Annotated in this window: 14 protein-coding genes; 1 reads left to right on the top strand and 13 read right to left on the bottom strand. The window is 43.9% G+C overall.

From position 1 onward, the window contains the following. The first annotated feature begins 516 nt into the window (after window positions 1-516). Window positions 517-741 (top strand): hypothetical protein, encoded by a 225-nt coding sequence (locus A5N88_RS19125; protein WP_066270696.1) that lies wholly within the window; start codon window positions 517-519, stop codon window positions 739-741. A 265-nt stretch (window positions 742-1,006) separates the two neighbouring features. Here the strand turns inward: A5N88_RS19125 and A5N88_RS19120 are convergent, their stop codons facing one another. The 13 genes from A5N88_RS19120 to A5N88_RS19060 all read right to left on the bottom strand — a co-directional run bounded on the left by A5N88_RS19120 (window position 1,007) and on the right by A5N88_RS19060 (window position 19,578). After that, on the bottom strand, window positions 1,007-1,219 hold the full coding sequence (locus tag A5N88_RS19120) for a hypothetical protein (protein WP_066268946.1): 213 nt from the start codon (window positions 1,217-1,219) through the stop codon (window positions 1,007-1,009). 57 nt (window positions 1,220-1,276) lie between these two features. Beyond that, window positions 1,277-3,013: a phospho-sugar mutase gene (locus A5N88_RS19115; RefSeq protein ID WP_066268944.1), complete on the bottom strand. Its 1,737-nt coding sequence runs from the start codon at window positions 3,011-3,013 to the stop codon at window positions 1,277-1,279. 176 nt (window positions 3,014-3,189) lie between these two features. Then, window positions 3,190-4,179 carry a LacI family DNA-binding transcriptional regulator gene (locus A5N88_RS19110; RefSeq protein ID WP_066268942.1) on the bottom strand — a complete coding sequence of 330 codons (990 nt, stop codon included), beginning with the start codon at window positions 4,177-4,179 and terminating at the stop codon, window positions 3,190-3,192. Between the two features lie 16 nt (window positions 4,180-4,195). After that, the gene (locus A5N88_RS19105) at window positions 4,196-5,242 is read right to left on the bottom strand and encodes an aldose epimerase family protein (protein ID WP_066268940.1); all 1,047 of its coding nucleotides are present in this window, start codon (window positions 5,240-5,242) and stop codon (window positions 4,196-4,198) included. Window positions 5,243-5,546: 304 nt separating this feature from the next. Continuing rightward, the gene (galT, locus tag A5N88_RS19100) at window positions 5,547-7,037 is read right to left on the bottom strand and encodes a UDP-glucose--hexose-1-phosphate uridylyltransferase (protein ID WP_066268939.1); all 1,491 of its coding nucleotides are present in this window, start codon (window positions 7,035-7,037) and stop codon (window positions 5,547-5,549) included. A 6-nt stretch (window positions 7,038-7,043) separates the two neighbouring features. Then, entirely contained in the window at window positions 7,044-8,039 is a 996-nt protein-coding gene (gene galE / locus A5N88_RS19095; RefSeq protein ID WP_066268935.1) for a UDP-glucose 4-epimerase GalE, read from the bottom strand. Continuing rightward, a complete protein-coding gene (locus A5N88_RS19090; protein ID WP_066268932.1) occupies window positions 8,036-9,217 on the bottom strand; it encodes a galactokinase in 1,182 nt (393 codons plus the stop codon). The genes galE and A5N88_RS19090 overlap by 4 nt, the downstream gene beginning before the upstream one ends. Before the next feature lie 699 nt (window positions 9,218-9,916). Next, window positions 9,917-11,884 (bottom strand): beta-galactosidase, encoded by a 1,968-nt coding sequence (locus A5N88_RS19085; RefSeq protein WP_066268924.1) that lies wholly within the window; start codon window positions 11,882-11,884, stop codon window positions 9,917-9,919. Window positions 11,885-12,505: 621 nt separating this feature from the next. Continuing rightward, entirely contained in the window at window positions 12,506-14,740 is a 2,235-nt protein-coding gene (locus A5N88_RS19080; RefSeq protein ID WP_066270694.1) for an alpha-galactosidase, read from the bottom strand. Between the two features lie 17 nt (window positions 14,741-14,757). Then, window positions 14,758-16,488: a glycoside hydrolase family 35 protein gene (locus A5N88_RS19075; protein ID WP_066268921.1), complete on the bottom strand. Its 1,731-nt coding sequence runs from the start codon at window positions 16,486-16,488 to the stop codon at window positions 14,758-14,760. Between the two features lie 11 nt (window positions 16,489-16,499). After that, on the bottom strand, window positions 16,500-17,291 hold the full coding sequence (locus tag A5N88_RS19070; RefSeq protein WP_412733825.1) for a carbohydrate ABC transporter permease: 792 nt from the start codon (window positions 17,289-17,291) through the stop codon (window positions 16,500-16,502). A gap of 100 nt (window positions 17,292-17,391) precedes the next feature. Beyond that, window positions 17,392-18,243: a carbohydrate ABC transporter permease gene (locus A5N88_RS19065; RefSeq protein WP_066268918.1), complete on the bottom strand. Its 852-nt coding sequence runs from the start codon at window positions 18,241-18,243 to the stop codon at window positions 17,392-17,394. A gap of 63 nt (window positions 18,244-18,306) precedes the next feature. Next, window positions 18,307-19,578, bottom strand: coding sequence for an ABC transporter substrate-binding protein (locus A5N88_RS19060; protein ID WP_066268915.1), 1,272 nt, complete (start codon window positions 19,576-19,578; stop codon window positions 18,307-18,309). Window positions 19,579-19,838: the final 260 nt, after the last annotated feature.

The following is a 19,838-nucleotide window of genomic DNA, read 5'->3' as shown; positions in this document are numbered from 1 at the left end:
GCAGATATGAAAGCTCATGCCCATGCATAAGCTAGAGTATTTTTCGCTGATATTTTAGGTAAAGGGTATGTTTGCCCAGATTGTTGCATTTTGTACATTGGATGAATGCAAACTTTGTCCATTTTTACGGTATCTTTCCGTCTTCAGTCATTTTATTTTCAATCCTGAACCCTGCGCTGCCTAGATTCATTTATACTAACAGCAACAAAGTTTACGAAAAACTGTTGCCTTATTATACCAATGGAAAAATGGAAGTTTAAGAGAATATACAGAACCTTTACATTTCTTTATGGAATCTTTAGGTTCTTCATTAATTTTTAACAATGAGGCTTGGTCAATGTTTCTTGCTGTAAGCTCAGGGTAAATTTATTTGTAAATGTTCATTGGGGGATAATGCCCCATTCCCGAGTGCCCTCTTCAGACAATATTTTCGAAAAATTTGATTTATTTAAAGGAATTTTGGATTGGACAGCGAACATGTTAAGAAAATGCTCGTATCTTGAAAGGAGAAGTCCTATGGATAGAATCAGTTGTCTTGCGTACCTATTGTTTCAATCTGAAGACGAGAACATCAAGAATGCGGCGATTAAAATGGTTTGCGGAGATTTAACCTTGAAGGAAGCCCGTACTGATGACAGCCTGCTGCCTTACCTTGAAACAGCCGAGCTGGCATGGAAGAAGAAAGCCTTCCAGCAGGAAGAGGTGTGCAGGTTTGTAGAAGAGTTTCTTTATGTGAGCTGACGTACCTGGTGAGATTTGCTTGGGATGGGCTGAACGCCCGTGGACGAATGCCTGTGAGCTGTTGCAGGCATTTTTTTATGTGTTTTTATATGAGCAGTGTTTTTATATGAGCAGTTTTAACCCGTTTGGCATTTATCCGTACATTCATAGTATTTATGGAGATGTTACCGGCATTTTTTTATAAAGTTGTGGTATTTCTTTCGATAATTCATGCATTTCTGGTAAAAGTGGATGCTTTCCCGCAGTAGTGTTTCCAGCCATTCGCTCACGTGGCAGGATGCTGGGCACATCCGTAGTTTGCAACATTTGCTTTGTTTTCTGCAACATTCTCCTCATTCTTTGCAACATTTTTCCGGTTTATCGCAACATTCTTTCCATTCATTGCAGCATTCCTCCCATTCTTTGCAACAATACGCCTTGTAGAACTTCTGCATCCCGCCATTTCCGCGGCCGCCTCCCCTTGCCCATTCACAAACACACGAAAAAACCCCCACTTCACATCGAATTGGGGGCTTCCTTTTTAAAAATTTACCTCTTACAGCATAGATTCTACTGCATTCATGACATCCTCTTCCAGCTTCGCAACCAGCTCCTTGCTGGCTTCTAGGGAATCGGCATTTACACCAAAATAGAATTTCGCTTTTGGCTCCGTGCCAGATGGACGTACGCAGAACCATGAACCATCCTCAAGGAAATACTTCAGGACGTTGGAGGCAGGCAGATCGATAGGAGTCGTTTCGCCTGTTTGGGCATTGGTTCTGATACTTGTTTTATAATCCTCTACAAAAGCAACCTTTAATCCAGCTACCTGCTGAAGCGGGTTTTGGCGGAATTGAGTCAAAATCGACGCGATTTTTTCCGCTCCCTCTTTGCCTTTTAGCGTTAAAGAACGAAGAGATTCTTTAAAGTAGCCGTATTGGTCAAAGATTTCAAGCAAGCCTTCATACAGGGTTTTGCCTTTTGATTTATAGTAAGCTGCTACTTCTGCTGCAAAAACAGCAGACTGAACCGCATCCTTGTCACGGACAAAGTCTCCGATCAGGTAGCCGTAGCTTTCTTCATATCCGAAAAGGAACGTGTGCTCGCCGCTTGTTTCATATTCCTTGATTTTTTCACCGATAAATTTAAATCCGGTTAATGTATCAAGGGTCGGCAAGTCAAAGGACTTGGCAATTTCACGTCCAAGCTCAGAGGTAACGATGGTTTTAATAACAATGCCATTTTCAGGAAGCTTGTTCTGCTCCTTTTTTTGCTTCAATAAATAATGAAGCATCAGGGCACCTGTCTGGTTTCCTGTCAGCACCTGATAATTTCCTTCCGGATCCTTTACAGCCACGCCAAGACGGTCTGTATCCGGATCTGTTGCCAGTAAAATATCCGCACCGATCTTGTCGCCGTATCCAATGGCAAGAGAGAAAGCCTCGTGTTCTTCCGGGTTAGGAGAAGGAACGGTAGAGAAATCGGCATCCGGAAGCTCCTGCTCTTTTACGATGGTCACGTTGCGGAAGCCAAAGTTTTCAAGTCCCTGACGGACAGGAATGTTTCCAGTTCCATGAAGCGGTGTATAGACAATTTTCAGGTCATCTGCCACAGATTCGATGATTTCAGCATTTTGGCGAAGCTCCAATAAAGACTTCTGATATGCTTGATCAACCTTGTCGCCAATGTACACAAGAAGGTCTTTATCAAGAAGCTCCTTTTCATCTGCTGCTTCAATTGTTAATTCATTTTCTACTGCATTCACATATTCAATTAGTTCATCTGCCATTTTCGGAGGAAGCTGGCCTCCGTCCGGTCCATACACTTTAAAGCCATTATATTCCTTAGGGTTATGGCTTGCCGTGATTACAACCCCTGCAAATGCATGCAAGTAGCGTACTGCAAACGATAGAAGCGGTGTTGGATGCAATGTATCAAACAGATATGCTTGAATGCCATGCTGGCCTACGGTTTTTGCTACCTCAAGCGCAAATTCCGGTGATTGGTGCCTGGAATCATAAGCGATGGCTACACCTCTGGTTATGGCTTCTGTTCCCTGTTCTACTATGTAGTCTGCTAAACCTTTTGATGCTTTGCGCACCATATATATATTCATTCGGTTAGTACCAACGCCGAGCTCCCCGCGCATGCCGCCTGTCCCGAATTCAAGGCTCTTATAAAATCTGTCCTCGAGCTCCTTTTCATTGCCTTCATGCTGGCTGAGTTCCGTTTTCAAGGATCCTTCTAGTTCAGTGAAGCTTGTCCATTTCTGATATTCAGTCTTCCAGTTCATTTGAGACTCCCCCTCTTGTTGGTTGGTCACCTATTTTATCATGAAATACTAAACTTATTATGAAAAATTTCGACTTAATAATCAACACTTATTTAAAACGCTTTAGCACATTACCACTGTAATGCACTGAGGGTCAGACCCCTTTAGGGGACTAAAGGGGTCTGACCCATGCCGTTTTAGAAGCTGCTTTTTCGGTTGACGAGTTTGGTGGAGATGTAGACTTTTTTGGCAATGATTCGTCCGCCGATCCTTTCAAGCAGCGTATCCACGGCTGTTTCACCCATGAGTTCTGTGTATACTCTTATCGTACTTAAAGCTGGATAGACATATTTGGAAATGCTGATATCATTTACACCAATGATATTGACACGGTCCGGCACTGCAATGCCTGCTTCAAGAAGGGCGCGAAGGCAGCCGACCGCAATCGAATCATTCGCGGCAAAGAAAGCCGTCGGCAGCTGACTTCCATGCTCCTTGATGGCCCGTACCATTAAATCATGCCCGCTTTGAACGGAGAATTCTCCGACATACATAAAATCTTCATTTAATAAATTGTGCTGAGCCATGTATTGCTTGAAGGTCAGCTCGCGTTTGTCTTCAATCTCAGCCGTTTGATCCTTAAACACCTCGCGACCGCCAATGTAGCCAATGCTTGTATGCCCCTTTTCCAGGAATCGGTTCAGCACCTTAGTCGTCGCTTTTTCAAAATCAATCACCACCGAGTCGAAGTGGTCTTCCTCCGGAGAAGAATCCACAAACACAATGTTTTGGGTAATAGCCAGCAGCTCCTCCACCTGTTTTGAGCTGAATTTCCCCACTGCTACAATTCCTTGGATATCCTCCTGCTTCATTTCCTCAATGTTATTTTGGAAATACTTTGTTACCTGAATATCATGATGCTTGCAGCGGTTTTCCACTCCCAGCCGGATAGACATGTAGTAGAGGTCATCCAGCTCCTCCTTCTCTGTATACCAGTGAATTAACGCAATTCGCGCAGTTTCGGATTTGCGTGCCGCCTTTTTTTTATACGAAAGCGCCTCTGCTGCTTCAAAGATTTTCTTTTTGGTTTCATCGCTCACAGACAGCGTTGCATCATAATTCAATACGCGTGAAACGGTTGCGATGGAAACACCTGCTTTTTCCGCTATATCTTTAATTGTGGCCATCTTCTGCTGCTCCCAACTATTGTACCCCAAAGGTATATTTCGTAATTGTACGATATTTAGAATTTTTTTCAAGAATGATAGAAGGGAATTCAGGATGATGGATAGCATCCGGCAGGCCCTGTGTTTCCAGGCAAACACCTAAATACGGACGGGTCTCCGCTCCCCGAATCGTAAACGGACCGGAAAGCTGGTTGCTGGTATACACCACAACACACGGCTGGTCGGTTTCCACAACAAGAACGCGGCCGCTCTCACGATCAAGAAGGGCAGCATTTCCACTCTCACCCTGTTCAAACAGGAATGGATGATCATACCCATGCCCAGCAAGAAGATTCTGCGGATGTTCAGACCCCACTCCATCTATTATTTCCCTTCCTTTTCGAAAATCAAACGGGGTGCCTTCCACTTCCAGGCTCCTGCCTGTCGGAAGCAGCTGGCCGTCAAGCTCAAGGAAACGATCGCTATTTAATGTCAGCACATGATTTTTACAATCTCTCCTTATCTCACCGCTCAGGTTAAAATAGGAGTGATTCGTCAAGTTAAGGATCGTTTTCTGATCAGACTCTCCTTCATAGGAAATAATCAATTCATTTTCAGCGGTTAGCTCATAGATGACTTGGACTGCAAGATTTCCTGGGTAGCCCTCGTCTCCATCCGGGCTTAAGAAGGAGAAACGGACCCCTGCCGACTGTTCCTTTGTAAAAGGCTCCGCTTTCCACAGAACATGGCTGAACCCTTTTTCTCCGCCATGCAAATGGTTGCCATTTTCATTTTGATCAAGTGTATATTCCTTCCCGTCCAGCTCAAAGCTTCCCCCTTTAATCCTCCCTGCTACACGGCCTACCACCGCACCGAAATAAGGAGACCACTCGAGATAATCCTCCATGCTGTCAAATCCGAGAACCACATTTTCTGCCTTCCCGGAACGGTCTGGTGCAAGAATTTCCGTAATGATACAGCCGTAATCCAGGCATGTAACGGACAGGCCCTTCTCGTTTGTAATGGTATAGGCGGTTATGCTGTTATTTTCGACTTTCCCAAATTCTCTTTGTTCCACTTTCATGGCTCGTTAACTCCCTTCTCCTTAAATAGTTGTTATGTAAAAGAAATACAGCAGCATTCCAGGCTATAAAACCATAATGAAAATCCGGCAGCTGAAACCTGGATTTGCCCAGAGGCTGTATTGGTTAAAGGCTACTTTTCGAAAACATTCATTCACGACGTTAGAAGTAAAACGTTTACGAAAAATGCCGCAAAAATACGGTGGAACCCTTTGTACGAGCTCCAATCCCATGCGAAAACAGCTTTTTTACTCACCCTTTAAAAAATCCGGAATAAGCATTCTCCTATTCCGGATTCTAAAGTCCTTATGCAAACTGCTGGATAAATCGTTTAAACGCAAGCTTCCCTTCTTCATTCCGCTTATACACACCGGCATCCTCAAGGACTCTTAAAAACTTTCTTCCTACTTCCGTGCGGATAATGCCTTCAGCGGTTTCAGAAGACAGCTGGTTTTCATAGATTTTCTTTATTGATTCAGCCCATGGCTGATGATAGGCCTTGATGTCGTTTTCTTCATCGAGCACAAATTTTCGGACTTCCTCAAGCTCTTCCCTAAGCCGTGCAGGCAAGACCGCCAGTCCCATCACTTCAATCAGCCCGATGTTCTCTTTTTTAATATGATGGACATCCGCATGAGGGTGAAAAATACCAAGCGGATGCTCCTCGCTGGTCCGGTTGTTCCGGAGAACCAGGTCCATTTCAAAATGTCCGTTTGAAAATCTGGCAATCGGTGTGATCGTATTGTGGGGATTTCCTTCAGATTCAGCCAATATCCCTGCCGTAGGATCCGAATAGCCTCTCCACTCTGCCAGAATATCTGCGGAAGCTTCTGTCAGCTCATCAGGATTTTTACTTCGCAGCCGAATCACAGACATCGGCCATTTCACAACAGAACAGTGGATATCCGGATAGTTCTTCATCGTAAAAGTCCAGTCATCCTCTGCTTTCGCCATCGCAAATTCGTAGTGTCCGCCCTGGTAATGGTCATGCGATAAAATGGAGCCTCCTACTATCGGAAGATCCGCATTCGACCCAAGAAAATAGTGTGGAAACTGTTTGACAAAAGAGAGCAGCCTCGAAAAAGTGTCAGGGCTGATTTTCATATCCGTATGCTGTTCGCACAGTACAATACAATGCTCATTGTAATAAATATACGGAGAATATTGAAGATACCAATTTTGCCCTTGTAAATAAACGCGGATCATCCGGTGGCTTGAACGGGCCGGGTGCCCGATCCTTCCCTCATAGCCTTCGTTTTCAATGCATAATAAACACTTTGGATATCCGGACTTTTTTGGAGCTGCCTTTTCACGGGCAATGGCCTTCGGATCCTTTTCCGGTTTCGACAGATTAATAGTAATATCTAAATCCCCATATTCTGTTGGTGCCTTATATTCTATATTTTTGCGTATCCTGTGCATTTGAATATACTGGCTGTTCTGGCTCAATTGGTAAAAGTAACGGGTAGCCGTTTCCGGACTGTCCTGATACTTCTGGTAAAAAGCTTGATTGATAACGGAAGGACGCGCCACAAAGCAGCTCATGATTTTACTTGAAAGAATTTCTTTTTCATCAAAAAGATCCTCAATGAGGCCCTTGCCTGCTGCATAGGAAGTCAGAAAATCGAGCAGCTCGTGAACCTCATTCTGTAAATCCGCTTCAATTGCTTCCGGAAATTCCTCCAGCTCTAAAAGCGCCAAAATTTGATTTCTTGCATAAATCTGGTCTTCTTTTTCGATTAATCCAGCTGACAATGCATGGTTGATCAATTCTTGGATGGCTTCGTTTACGCTCAAAATCCTTCACCCTCTATCGTTATAGCCATTTGGATGGTTCTGATGCCAGTTCCACGCATCCTCAATAATGCGGTGAATGGATGTTTTTTCCGGGTTCCATCCCAATACAGATTTTGCTTTTTCAGAAGAAGCAATGAGTGTGCTCGGGTCGCCTGCACGCCTTTCTCCCATTTTTACCGTAATGTCTTTCCCCGTTACCGCTCTTGCTGTCTCTACGATCTCTTTCACGGAAAATCCCTGGCTGCTGCCAAGATTGAAGACATTGCTCGAACCGCCGGCTTGCAGATACTTAAGAGCAAGAATATGGGCGGCAATTAAATCCTCGACATGAATGTAATCACGGATACATGTACCGTCTTTTGTATCATAGTCTTCACCAAAGATTGTTATGGCTTCGCGCTTTCCTAGTGCTGTTTCCAATACCACTGGAATTAAATGCGTTTCAGGGTCATGGTCCTCCCCAATTTCACCTGTGCTTCTTGCTCCCGCTACATTAAAATAACGAAGGGAAACGAATTGAATACCGTAGGCTTTTTCACACCACTTCATCATTTTTTCCATCGCAAGCTTAGTTTCGCCGTACGTATTCGTCGGCATCGTCGGCATTTCTTCTGTGATTGGCACCACCTCAGGCTCTCCGTAGGTTGCAGCGGTAGAAGAGAAGACAATATGCTTCACGCCGAATTCCTTCATCATTTCTAATACAACCTGTGTTCCAAACACATTGTTATCAAAATATTTCAAAGGCTCGATCATCGACTCGCCTACTAAGGAATTAGCCGCAAAGTGAATGATGGCTTCAATGTTTTCTTTTTGGAAAACGCTTCGCATAAAGTCTCTGTCTTTAATATCCCCCTGATAAAACGCTGCATCAGGATGAATGGCTTCCCGGTGGCCTGTTTGTAAATTATCGATCACAACCACTTTATACTGCTGGTCAATCAGTTGATATACTGCATGGGAGCCGATGTATCCTGCTCCTCCTAATACTAAAATACTCATAATACCGCCTCCAATTTCACTTCATGTGCTCCATTGCCGATACTGGCTACATAAAAATCAGCCTCATAGCCAACTGCATCTTTATAGGCTTTTCCTACATTGGCAATAAAAGCCTCAACTTTTTCATTTTCTACAATCGCAATGGCGCATCCTCCAAAGCCTGCACCGGTCATGCGTGCACCCAGCACACCCGCCTGATTCCAGGCAGCCTCAACAAGTGTATCCAATTCCTTCCCTGTGACTTCATAGTCTTCCTTCAAGGATTGATGGGACTGGTTCATGAGCTTGCCAAATACGTCAATATCGCCGGCTTTTAATGCTTTCAGTGCCTTAATGGTCCTGGCATTTTCGGAAACCGCATGCTTTGCACGCTTATAAATGGTTTTATTTGAAAGGAGCGCCCGATTTTCCTCCAGCTCTTTTTCTGATAAATCGCCTAAGGATTGAATAGAAAGCTTGGTTTGCAGCTGCTTAAGTGCTTCCTCGCATTCCGCTCTTCTTTCATTATACTTTGAATCCGCAAGCTCACGGCGTTTATTCGTGTTCATGATAAGAATATGGTGATTTTCCAAGTGAATTGGCGCATATTCATATTCAAGTGTACTGCAATCCAGAAGAATTCCGAAATCCTTTTTTCCCATTCCGATTGCAAATTGGTCCATGATTCCGCTATTTACGCCAATAAATTCATTTTCAACCCGCTGGCCGATTTTCACCAGCTCCACGCGCGGAACCTCTAATCCAAATAAGCCTTCTAACACCACTCCTGTTAAAAGCTCAATAGAGGCGGAAGAGGATAATCCGGCTCCATTCGGAATGTTGCCGTAAATCAGGCAGTCAAAACCGCCAGAAACTGAATATCCCGCCTCTTTAACAAACTTAATCATCCCTTTTGGATAATTCGCCCAATCATGTGCGCGGTCATATTCCAGTTCATCTAAAGAAAATTGGATGATTCCTTTATCCTCGAAATTGAGTGAGTAAAGCCGAACCAGCTGATCCTCGCGCTGACGGACATACGCATAGGTGCCATAGGTAATGGCACAAGGAAAAACGTGCCCGCCGTTATAGTCCGTGTGCTCTCCGATCAAATTAATGCGTCCCGGCGAGAAAAAGACTCGGTCAGGAGATTCTCTGAATTGCTGTTTAAAAGCAGCTGAAAGCTTTTCTATATTCATCGCGATACCTCCAATTATACTGAACAATACTTTACATTCGTTTAAAGGCTGCCAGGACGTTGGGTATGTATATACCATGCCCTAAAAGTCTTAACATTCTTTTAAAATCATTGTTTTAGTCTCTGATTCGTTCCATTACCCGCTTTTACCGCAGGTTCTGTTAAAGGTTTTTCATTACTTTTCTGCTAATTTTGTATAAGGCTCTTTTCATAAACTTTGTTGCTAATTGTATAAATGAATCTAGGTTACACAGGTATCAGTCTTGAAAAACAAATGATTAGACGAAAAGATGCCACGATGCCTCACTTATTACGGATTTAACACGTTTGCGAAAAGCAACAATCAATGCGAAAACAGCCTGTATAAAAACATGTACATATCGTACAGAGTGCCACAAAGATTTAATATGATTGATTGTATGGATAGTGACAAGCTATACGAAGACTGACTTAGAAAAAAATCGTTAAATAAAGCGTTTACAACATTATTGTATTATTGGAAGTAAAAAAGGTCAATGATTTTACTAATAATTTTACTAATTTTTAGTTCAAGAAAAAGCGAGGTATTCTAAAGGGGAATGTACAGGTCTTTCGGAACGCTGTTTTCACGTCCAAATACCCATTCATTGTAATGAAAGAAATGAAAGCTTTAAAAAGGGAGAGGAAAGGATCGCTTTCTTCCCTTCCTCTTCTAGCATATTTATATTTTTTTCAGCACATGACCGCTGCCAATCTCAAAGAAAATGGATTCATACGGTTTAAGCTCATGTCCTTCAAAGGATTCAGGGTATCCATTATGGTTTACTGCCACAAGATACTGCTGATTCTTTGTCTGTCTTTTTACCGCTTCCACACCAGGGCTTGTTTTCATGGTATCCAACTGGACTAACATGGCAATGTCTTCTGCCATCCTGTGCAGAATCTCCTGTTCAACACCTGCTCCAATATAATAGGCTTTGCCTTTTCCAAAGGAATTGACAGTAATGGCTGCAAACTCTTTGTAGAAAGAATCATCATAACGATACAGAGCTTCCGCTGTGGTTGGACGGATTAAATCCCGCCAAATGGAAGCATTCCCCATATGGCCTTCTTTTGAAATAATCGGGGCAGATTGGCCTTCATGCAGGGATTCCGCTTCCTCCACCTCCAGACCAAGCAGGCCGGAAAGCGGACCCGGAATCATTTCACCGAGCAGCAGATTATTGTTTTTATCTTTCACTCCTGCACGATAGGAAAAGATCACCACACCGCCCTGCTCCGTAAACTCTTCCAGCCTTTTGGCAAGCTCTGGGTCTGTCACTTTTAAGATTGGCACAACGATGACCTTATAGCCGGAAAAATCCCAATCATGGCGAATCACATCAATATTGACATTCAACCGGTAAAAAGGCTCGTACAGCCGTACCGCTTCCTCGGAAAAATGGATCAGCGGATTTTCCCGCTGGATTCTCCAAGACCAAATATTATCGAAATCATATAAAAGAGCCACATCCGCCTTTAGCGGAGAATTGAACAGCTCCTCATAGTTTTGAATATGATGGAAAAATTCCTGTACTTCTTTGTATTTTCTTGTAATCCGGTCATTCGCATCCAATATGCCCAGGCAATATTGTTCAGCCCCTCTATTCATGCCTCTCCAGCGGAAGAACAGCATATTGCTGCAGCCATGGGCAAAGGCATGGTAAGCCCAGTTCTTGGCCTGATTTGGGCGGGGCAGATACCCGATAATGTCATGACCCTGCGCTCCCATCAGCTCTTCCACAATCCAGAAGTTTTCCCTTTTCAGCCCGCGGACAAAATCCAGTGTCAAGGATAGTTGTGCAGGGGATACCGGTTCCTTTAAGCCGCCCCAAACAGGGTAGTTGTCATAGGATACAAAATCGAGATCCCTTGAAAATTCATTGTGATCAAACCATTTTCCAAAAAAGCCGCCTGGCAGATTCGTTGTCACCGTTTGATGCGAGCCTTTTAACTTCCTGACAAGCTCTATCTGTTTAAGCGCATATCGGCTTAAGGACAAGGAACGGAAACGAGCCCAGTCCAGCAATAAGACTGGATTATGCACGGTAATGGTTGTTTTTGGAACAGGGATTTCCTCAAAGCTATTATAGGTTTGTCCCCAAAAGATGGTTCCCCAAGTTTCGTTCAGTGCGTCAATCGATTGGTATTTTTCCTCGAGAAACTCTTGGAAGCCCTTATGGCAATCAGGGCAATGGCACAAATCGCTGCCTTCGTGCCCGAGCTCATTGTCAATCTGCCAGGAAACAATAGCTTCCTCGTCACGGTAATGCTCAACAAGCTTTTCGACGATTCGTAAGGACAGCTCATTATACACAACCGAATTATAGCAGTATTGTCTTCTGCCGCCGAAGCTGAGCCTTTGTCCATTTTCATCCTCTATGAAAATGGAAGGGTACTTTTTGGCAAGCCAGGCTGGAAAGGTAGCGGTCGGGGTTCCGAACATGATATGGATGCCGTATTCTTTTATTTTTCTGATTGCTGCATCAAAGAAGGAGAAATCAAATTCGCCCTCCTGCTTCTCCATCAGGTGCCAGGCAAATTCCCCTATGCGCACCATGTTGACACCCATTTCCTTCATTCTTTTTAAATCATGATCCATTATTTCTAGATCCCAGTGTTCGGGATAGTAATCTACACCTAAGTACATATTTATCACCTGATCTTTTTATTTTATGGTTGTTCATGCTGCTTTGGCAGGGGGAAGGCAGTGTTTTCTGCTTCAATCAACTTTGGTTTCAGTCCTTACTTCAGGCTCTAATGAGTTATGGGGAAGTGCTCCGGTCACCCTGCTGGTTGATCTCCACTTCAGACTTGCTTTCTGTAGACGGTTGTTGAGCTGCCTCGTGCACGCTCTTGCATACTCTCCACAAACTCGTGTTCCCGTAGGAGTCTCTTACCTTTCGCTTCAATCAACTTTGGTTTTCATTCTACTTCAAGCTTTAACTTAGTTATTGATAGTGCCCTGGTCGTCCTGCTGGTTGATTTGTGCTACAGGCACTCCCTTTCCGCGGGGCGATTGTGGAGCCTCCTCGTCTCTGCGCTCCTGCGGGGTCTCCACAAACTCGCTGATCCCGCTGGAGTCTCGTGCCTTTCGCTTCAATCAACTATAGTTTCAGTTCTCCTTAAGGCTTTATCCAAAAAAATGGATAATGCCCTGATCATCCTGCTGGTTCGCTTCATCCCGAATTAGGGCTTTAGCAGGAACCATTGGCTGCGCTTTGATTTCTCCTGCTGCATTTGCTTTCCGCGGGCCGGGATCAAAAGCATTCTATTCGGTAACAGCCTTAAGATAAAACACTTCGGATTGGAAATCTCCGCCGCGGGCCGCCTGCTGCCTGTTTACACCATTGAATTCAACAGGAAGCTGGATGCCGACTGCCATTAGCTCATCTCCGTAAAACCGGCGTTCCATTCCTTCAATTTCATACTCTACAGAAGGGTTAAGCCCCTTTAAAGGCATTGTTTGGTGTTTTTTTACACTTGGTTCTGCCAGCACTTTGTACCAGCCTGCCAGTGCTTCTTTATGATCCTTGCTGACCACCATCCACGCCGTTTCATTTTTTTCGAACGGACTGGACAGGCGGTAAAAATCGCCCGTGCGGATCAGCTTTCTATGTTCTTTATAATAGGCTACCTGCTCCTTAATCGATGATTTTTCTTCATCCGATAGCTCCAGAGGATTCAGCTCATAGCCAAATGTGCCAAAGTAAGCTGTATTCGCTCTCGTCCTGAGCGGGGTCACCCTTAAGGTTTGGTGATTGGGCACAGCGGAAACATGCGAGCCCATGCTGTAAAGAGGGTAAACGAGCGACGTTCCGTATTGGATTTTTAAACGCTCAACCGCATCGGTATCATCGCTTGTCCATGCCTGAGGGGCATAGTAAAGCAATCCCGGATCGAAGCGTCCGCCCCCGCCCGCGCAGGATTCAAACAGCACCTCAGGAAACTCGGTTGTTAAGCGCTCATACAAAGCATACACACCCAGGATGTATCGGTGGAAAAATTCCCCCTGCTGATCTGCAGCCAGATGTGACGAAAAGGCCTCCGTAATGTTCCGGTTCATATCCCATTTTATATACGACAGTCCTGTTTTTTTGATAATGTCTTCCATTTTCCCATAAATATACTCGACAATTTCCGATCTTGAAAAATCCAAGACGAGCTGATTTCTTCCAAGTGTAGCATGCCTATCCGGCACACCTACAGCCCAGTCCGGATGCTCTTTAAAAAGCTCACTCATAGGGGAAATCATTTCCGGCTCAAACCAAAGCCCAAATTTTAACCCGATCGACTTTATTTTCTCTGCCACACTTTCAATTCCATTCGGCAGCTTATGTAAATCCACTGTCCAATCTCCAAGTGATGTGGTATCATCGTTTCGTTTTCCAAACCAGCCATCGTCAAGGACAAACAGTTCAATGCCCAGATCTTTCGCCTGCTTGGCGATTTCGACAAGCTTTTCTTCATTAAAATCAAAATAGGTGGCTTCCCAGTTGTTGATCAAAATGGGGCGGTTCTGCTTTTTCCACTTCCCTCTGATCAAATGGTCACGGTACAAATTGTGAAACGCATGGCTCATGCCGTTTAAACCTTTATCTGAATAAACCATTACGGCCTCAGGCGATTGAAAACGCTCATTCTGCCCAAGCTTCCATTCAAAGCCGAATGGATGGATTCCCATCATCACCCGGGAGGTGTCATAATGGTCCACCTCAACCTGAGCCAGAAAGTTTGAGCTATAAACAAAATTAAATCCAAACACTTCCCCTTCATGCTCTGTTGCATCCGGCCTTTTTAATGCCATGAAAGGGTTGTGGTGATGGGAGCTTGCGCCTCTTAAACTGGAAACCGATTGAATCCCTGCTTCCAGTTTCCTTTCCTTTATATATCTTTCCCGCGACCAAGCGCCCGCCAGATGTAAAAAATCAAAGTTCTTATCCGGAAAATCAAGGGATGCAGCCATTAATCTTTCGACAGCGATGGCTTTAGTCCCATGATTGGTAATGGCAGCATTTCTTGTAATGGCCGGGATATCCCTGAAAATTGTATAGCTTAAGCAAAGCTCTGCGTTCAAGTGTGCATCCTTTAAGATTATTTGCAGGGTTTCTGCCTCTTCCTCCGCTTCCGTATAGGTGGCAGGAAGTCCGTCAAGCTTTGGTTTTCCCTTTAAAACTCTGTAGGAATCAAAGGTGAAGCTGGAAATGCGGCTGCCATTTTTTCCGCGGATACTGATGGCCGGCTCCCGAAAGTCCGAGGTCCCGTATGCAGGATATTCCTGCCTGATGGTTTCGAGTGAAAAGGCAGGATCCTCCTCGTATATATGGCAGCTGTTCGCAGCCGGCACATCGTAGATCTGTAAATGAGAAAAATCCTCCCGGTGCCTTAACGCCTTTCCATAATAAAGATGGCCGAGCTGGCCGTTTTTCATCACATGAAAAATATAGCTCACTTGACCATTCGTTAAATGAAATTGCTGCTTCTCTTCATTTATATAAATAAGCATATCCATCATACTCCTCCCTAGCCTAGATTGGGCTCTGCAGCCAATGAAATAGTAGTCGTCCGGTTTCCTTCAAGCTCAAGAACCACCAGTTCATTTTTCCCTTTTTTCAATAAAGGTCCCGGAAGGTAAAGGGTCGCCTGAGGACCGACAGACCAATATCTCCCTAAGTTGAATCCATTGATAAACACATTGCCCTTTGTCCATCCATCCAGCTGCACGAACGTGTCTGGTGCTGCATCTTCCTGTATTTCAAGAATTCCTCTGAAAAATTTGGGATAGCGGTTCTCCTTTTGATTCTTAAACAATACAGGGAGCCTATCAAGCTCTATGGCCGTCATTTCCCAATCGAAAACATACTTATTATTAATCCATAGGTTTCCGGCCATTCCCTTTGAATCCTTCAGGTTTTTTCCGTAATTCACTCTTCCCATATTTTCAACAAGGATTTCAAGCGAATTGATTTCTTGCGGGAAGTCAAGCATGACAAACTTGTTCTCATCTCTGCGGCTGACCGTTTTTTGATAGTGCCTGTTAACATAGATAAACGCGCGGTCACGTACCGGTGTGATGTCCATTTCAAAGCGTCCTTTTCCATCAATCGTTGTTTTGTAAAGGGTAAAGCCATAGCTTTGATCGAGCTGCTCCATCGTCAGTGGATAAGGAGACCTGACCGTTTTTCCTATAGCAGGAAGCGTGTCGAATAAGCTGATGGATTCCGTTAATTCAACTGTTCCATATGCTTTTTTAGGGGACGTGGCAGGCATTTTCGTTTCCTGCCTCTTCGCATACTTTGCCAATACCTTTTTTACCATTTCATATTTAGGGGTAATGTCCCCTGATTCCGATAAAAGCGAATCATAGTCATAGCTGGTAATGGTCGGCGTATAGGTTTCATAATGGTTGGCTCCGTTATAGAAGGCAAAATTGGTGCCGCCATGGAACATATAAAAATTTACGGATGCCCCCATTTCAAGCATCTGCTCCAGTGTATCGGCAACATCCTTTCCGTCACGGACATGATGCTCCCCCGTCCAGTGGTCAAACCAGCCGTCCCAAAACTCCATGCACATCAGCGGGCGCCCAGGCTGAAAGGCTTTCAGCTTTTGAAAAGCCTCATCAGGACGCGAGCCGAAATTCACAGTTGCCAGAACATCTGGAAGAGAACCGTCCGCAAGCATATCCGGGCCGTCCGAGGTGAAAAGGAGAACATCGACACCCCTTTTTTGTAAGGCATCCCTTAAAAAGGCAAGATACGTCTTATCATTTCCATACCCGCCGTACTCATTTTCAATTTGGACGGCAAGAACCGGACCGCCGTTTGTGGACAGAAGCGGCTTTATTCGCGGAATCAATTCATCATAATACTCTTCGATATGCTGTAAAAAGGCAGGATGGGAACAGCGGAGCTCGATGTCCTTTTCCTTGAGAAGCCAGGCAGGAAGACCGCCGAACTCCCATTCTGCACAAATATAAGGAGATGGCCTCAAAATAACATAAAGGCCCAGGCTTTCAGCAAGGCGGACAAAGGCTTCCAGATCCGCTATCCCAGTGAAATGGAATTGTCCTTTTTTAGGCTCATGAAGATTCCATGGTATATAGGTTTCGACTGTATTTAAGCCGCAATGCTTCAGCTTAAGAAGGCGGTCCTCCCAGTATTCCGGAACGACACGGAAATAATGAATCGCTCCGGAAAGAATTTGAAAAGGCCTGCCGTTTACTACGAATTGATTTCCTTGCACTGTTAGCATGATGTTTCCTCCTATTTAAGGGCACTGCCGAGCATGCCGGAAATGAAGTGCTTTTGTAACGCTAAGAACAGGATAATGATTGGGATTGTGGCAATGGTTACCCCTGTCATTACCTGGCCATAATCGATCACTGATAATCCCATCAGGCTGGAAAGCGCAACCGGGAAGGTGTACATGTCATTGGATGTGGTTGCAACAAGCGGCCACATGAAGTTGTTCCATTGTGACATGAACAGGAAGATCGATGTTGCTGCCAATGCCGGCTTCATTGCTGGCATGACAATGGAAAAGAAGATACGAAATTCTCCAGCTCCATCAAGTCTGGCAGATTCCAACAATTCGGTCGGGAATGCCAGGAAGTTTTGGCGCAGCAGGAAGATGGCGAATGGAAAGCAAAGCTGCGGAACAATCAAAGCAAAATAGGTATTTAATAGATTGAAGTTTGCCATCAGCCTAAAAAGCGGAATGATGGTTGCCTGGTTTGGAATCATCATGGATAAAAGGATAATTGTGAACAAAAGATTCCGCCCTTTAAATTGGAACTTCGCAAAAGCATATGCAGCAAAGGTACAAATAATTAACGACAAGACCAGATAAACACCGGATACGACAAGGGAATTAAACAGGACCCGCCAGATGCCGATGGATTCATTTAAATGGGTTAGATTGGTCATCAGCTGGTTGCCCGGCAAAAGGGTTGGCGGACTGGTGAACATCTTACCCGATTTGTTCGTAGAGCCGACCACCATCCAATAGAATGGAAAGATGGAAATAATGGTGAATACAGCAAGCAGTAAATACATTCCTGCACTTTTCAGGCTGAACTTTTTGCGTTTTTTTACATGAACAGTTTGAATGGGCTTATTGGTTTTATTTACTTCAACGGTTTGAACTGGGTTCATCCTACTCTTCCCCCGTAACTTTAAATTGTATGAATGTCAGGATTGCCACGAGTATAACGACTACATAGGCAATGGCAGAGGCATATCCAAAATCAAAAAATTTAAATCCATTTTCATAGATATAGAGTCCGAGTGATTTTGTGGCATCAGCCGGACCGCCTTTTGTTAAGTTGAACGGTTCATCGAACAGCTGCAGCGTCCCGATGGTCGATAGAATAGTCGAAAACAAAATAACTGGCTTTAGCTGAGGTACGGTAATATACCAGAATTGCTTTACCTTTCCAGCTCCATCAAGGGCTGCCGCTTCATATAGCTCATCAGAAAGATTTTGAAGGGCTGCGAGAAAAATGACCATATTGTATCCCGTCCATCTCCACGTCATAGCAATGATAATAGAGGCTTTCGCCCCAATCGGTGTCGACAGCCAGGAAATCTGGTGTATGCCGAACATCCCCAGCAGATTGTTTATAATACCGTCATCCTGAAGCATGATGAGAAAAAGGATGGAATAGGCTACAAGTGAGGTAACGGCCGGCAAGAAAAATGACACCCGAAAGAACGCTTTCAGCTTCAATAATTGGTTATTGAGAACATTTGCCAGAATGAGTGCAAGAATGATCATAACGGGAACTTGAATGATAAAGATGATGAATGTATTTTCAAGTGCTTTCCAGAAAATTTCATCATGAATGAGGCGCTTGTAATTGTCCAGGCCGGCAAACACATAGGTGCCGGATACGGATTTTTGAAAGCTCAGTATAAATGAAGATACGATTGGATAAACCGTAAAGACAGCAAACAAAAGTATGGCGGGGGCCAGCAGTATATATGGAAAAGATTTATTTCTATTCATTGGGTTCTCCACCTTTTTAATAAACGGGTTGAACGAAAGCTGTTCAACCCGCCGTATCCTAGATTATTTGGAAATTCGATTTTCAAGACGGCTTTTAGCATCTTCCAGTGCTTTCGTTATATCTGTTCCGTTTGCGATTTGCGATTGGGCTTTCACTGCTTCATCCTTTGCAACCGCATAATTGGTTGTATAGTTGACACTTGGAATGTTCTTCATTTCATCCGAGAACAGCTTCCAGATTGGCTGGCTGGCAAAATACGGGTCTGGTGATGTAAACATCTTGTCGCCATACACGGTATTTAAGGATGGCAGCAATCCGCCTTTCATTGCTGTCAGCTGTACATCATTTGATGTAGAGAAGAATTTCAGGAACTTATAAGCAAGATCAACATTTTTACTGTTTGATAGAATCGTATAATCACTGCCGCCGCTGTTTGCTGCATGATTACCGTCTGCAGTGAAGGCAGGCATTGGGAAGACTCCCCATTTTCCTTTTAAGTTTGCAGCCTGTTGTTCAAGTGATCCGGCAAGCCAAGCTCCTGTTGGAACCGCTGCCACTTTTCCTTGAGAAATGGCCCCAATCCAGGCATCCCAGCCGGAGGTATTTTTCACAAGCCCTGCATCCTTCAGTTTCTTTTGAACTTCCATTGCTTTTTTAGAGGCATCGGAAGTAAAGTCAATATTTCCGGATTTGTCAAAATAGAAATCGCCCTGCTGGTTGAGCATGATACGGTAAAGTCCGTCATCCCCATTTAAATCCAATCCTACTAGATCAACGCCAAGTTTTTGTTTGATGGTTTTACCTGCATTGATAAAGTCATCCCATGTTTTGATAGAGTTTGGATCAATACCGGCCTTTTTAAAGTAATCCGTACGGTAGAATACGCCAGTCGGGCCGCCATCAAATGGGAATCCATACATTTTTCCGTCTTTCGTTAATAAATCTGTTTTATAGCTTGGGAATTTTGACTTTTCGCTGTCAAATCCTTTGTCAGAAACATTGACAAACGCTTTTGGAAAAGCATTCAGATACCCCTGAATATGATCATCTTCAACTAAAACGATATCCGGCAGACCTTGGCCGCCAGCCTGCAGTCCTGTTGTCAGCTTTTGATAGACATCGTTGTTGCCCATCTCTGTAATGTTAAGCTTGAAGCCAGGATTATTCTTCGCAAATTCCTTTGCAGCCTCTTTAAGAACCGGAACGTTAACATTCCATGCCCAGGCCGTTAATTCTTTCTTGTTGCCGGAGCCGTTTCCAGAGGAGCCGCTGCATGCGGACAATGCAATTACTAAAGCAAATAGTAAACTAGCAATTCCCCAAAACTTTTTCATATTTATTACCCTCCACTTTGTTTTAATAGAAAGCGTTTACACTTGTAATCATAATTCTCCCGCAATTTAAAGTCAACTAAATTTTTACTAAAATATTTAATTAAGTATCAAGAATTTTTATAGAAGTACTCTATTATTATTGCTTGTATAATAAAGGGGTTTGAAATGATATTCGAAGAAGGCGTTTGAAAAGGATATTCATGGGAAGGACGAAGAATTCATTTTAAAAAATACTATTTTAGTAAAAAATAAGTAAATTT

This window comes from Heyndrickxia acidicola (assembly GCF_001636425.1).
Taxonomy (GTDB): Bacteria; Bacillota; Bacilli; order Bacillales; family Bacillaceae_C; genus Bacillus_AE; species Bacillus_AE acidicola.
The sequence above is the reverse complement of the archived record's forward strand: the minus strand, read 5'-3'. Positions and strand labels throughout refer to the sequence as shown.

Bases quoted from the DNA above. Each gene is read 5' to 3' on its own strand.
- A5N88_RS19105 (WP_066268940.1), bottom strand. From the start codon at position 5,242: ATGAAAGTGGAACAAAGAGAATTTGGGAAAGTCGAAAATAACAGCATA.
- A5N88_RS19115 (WP_066268944.1), bottom strand. From the start codon at position 3,013: ATGAACTGGAAGACTGAATATCAGAAATGGACAAGCTTCACTGAACTA.
- galE (WP_066268935.1), bottom strand. From the start codon at position 8,039: ATGAGTATTTTAGTATTAGGAGGAGCAGGATACATCGGCTCCCATGCA.
- A5N88_RS19070 (WP_412733825.1), bottom strand. From the start codon at position 17,291: ATGTATTTACTGCTTGCTGTATTCACCATTATTTCCATCTTTCCATTC.
- A5N88_RS19085 (WP_066268924.1), bottom strand. From the start codon at position 11,884: ATGTACTTAGGTGTAGATTACTATCCCGAACACTGGGATCTAGAAATA.
- A5N88_RS19065 (WP_066268918.1), bottom strand. From the start codon at position 18,243: ATGAATAGAAATAAATCTTTTCCATATATACTGCTGGCCCCCGCCATA.
- A5N88_RS19075 (WP_066268921.1), bottom strand. From the start codon at position 16,488: ATGCTAACAGTGCAAGGAAATCAATTCGTAGTAAACGGCAGGCCTTTT.
- A5N88_RS19060 (WP_066268915.1), bottom strand. From the start codon at position 19,578: ATGAAAAAGTTTTGGGGAATTGCTAGTTTACTATTTGCTTTAGTAATT.
- A5N88_RS19080 (WP_066270694.1), bottom strand. From the start codon at position 14,740: ATGCTTATTTATATAAATGAAGAGAAGCAGCAATTTCATTTAACGAAT.
- A5N88_RS19090 (WP_066268932.1), bottom strand. From the start codon at position 9,217: ATGAATATAGAAAAGCTTTCAGCTGCTTTTAAACAGCAATTCAGAGAA.
- A5N88_RS19110 (WP_066268942.1), bottom strand. From the start codon at position 4,179: ATGGCCACAATTAAAGATATAGCGGAAAAAGCAGGTGTTTCCATCGCA.
- A5N88_RS19125 (WP_066270696.1), top strand. From the start codon at position 517: ATGGATAGAATCAGTTGTCTTGCGTACCTATTGTTTCAATCTGAAGAC.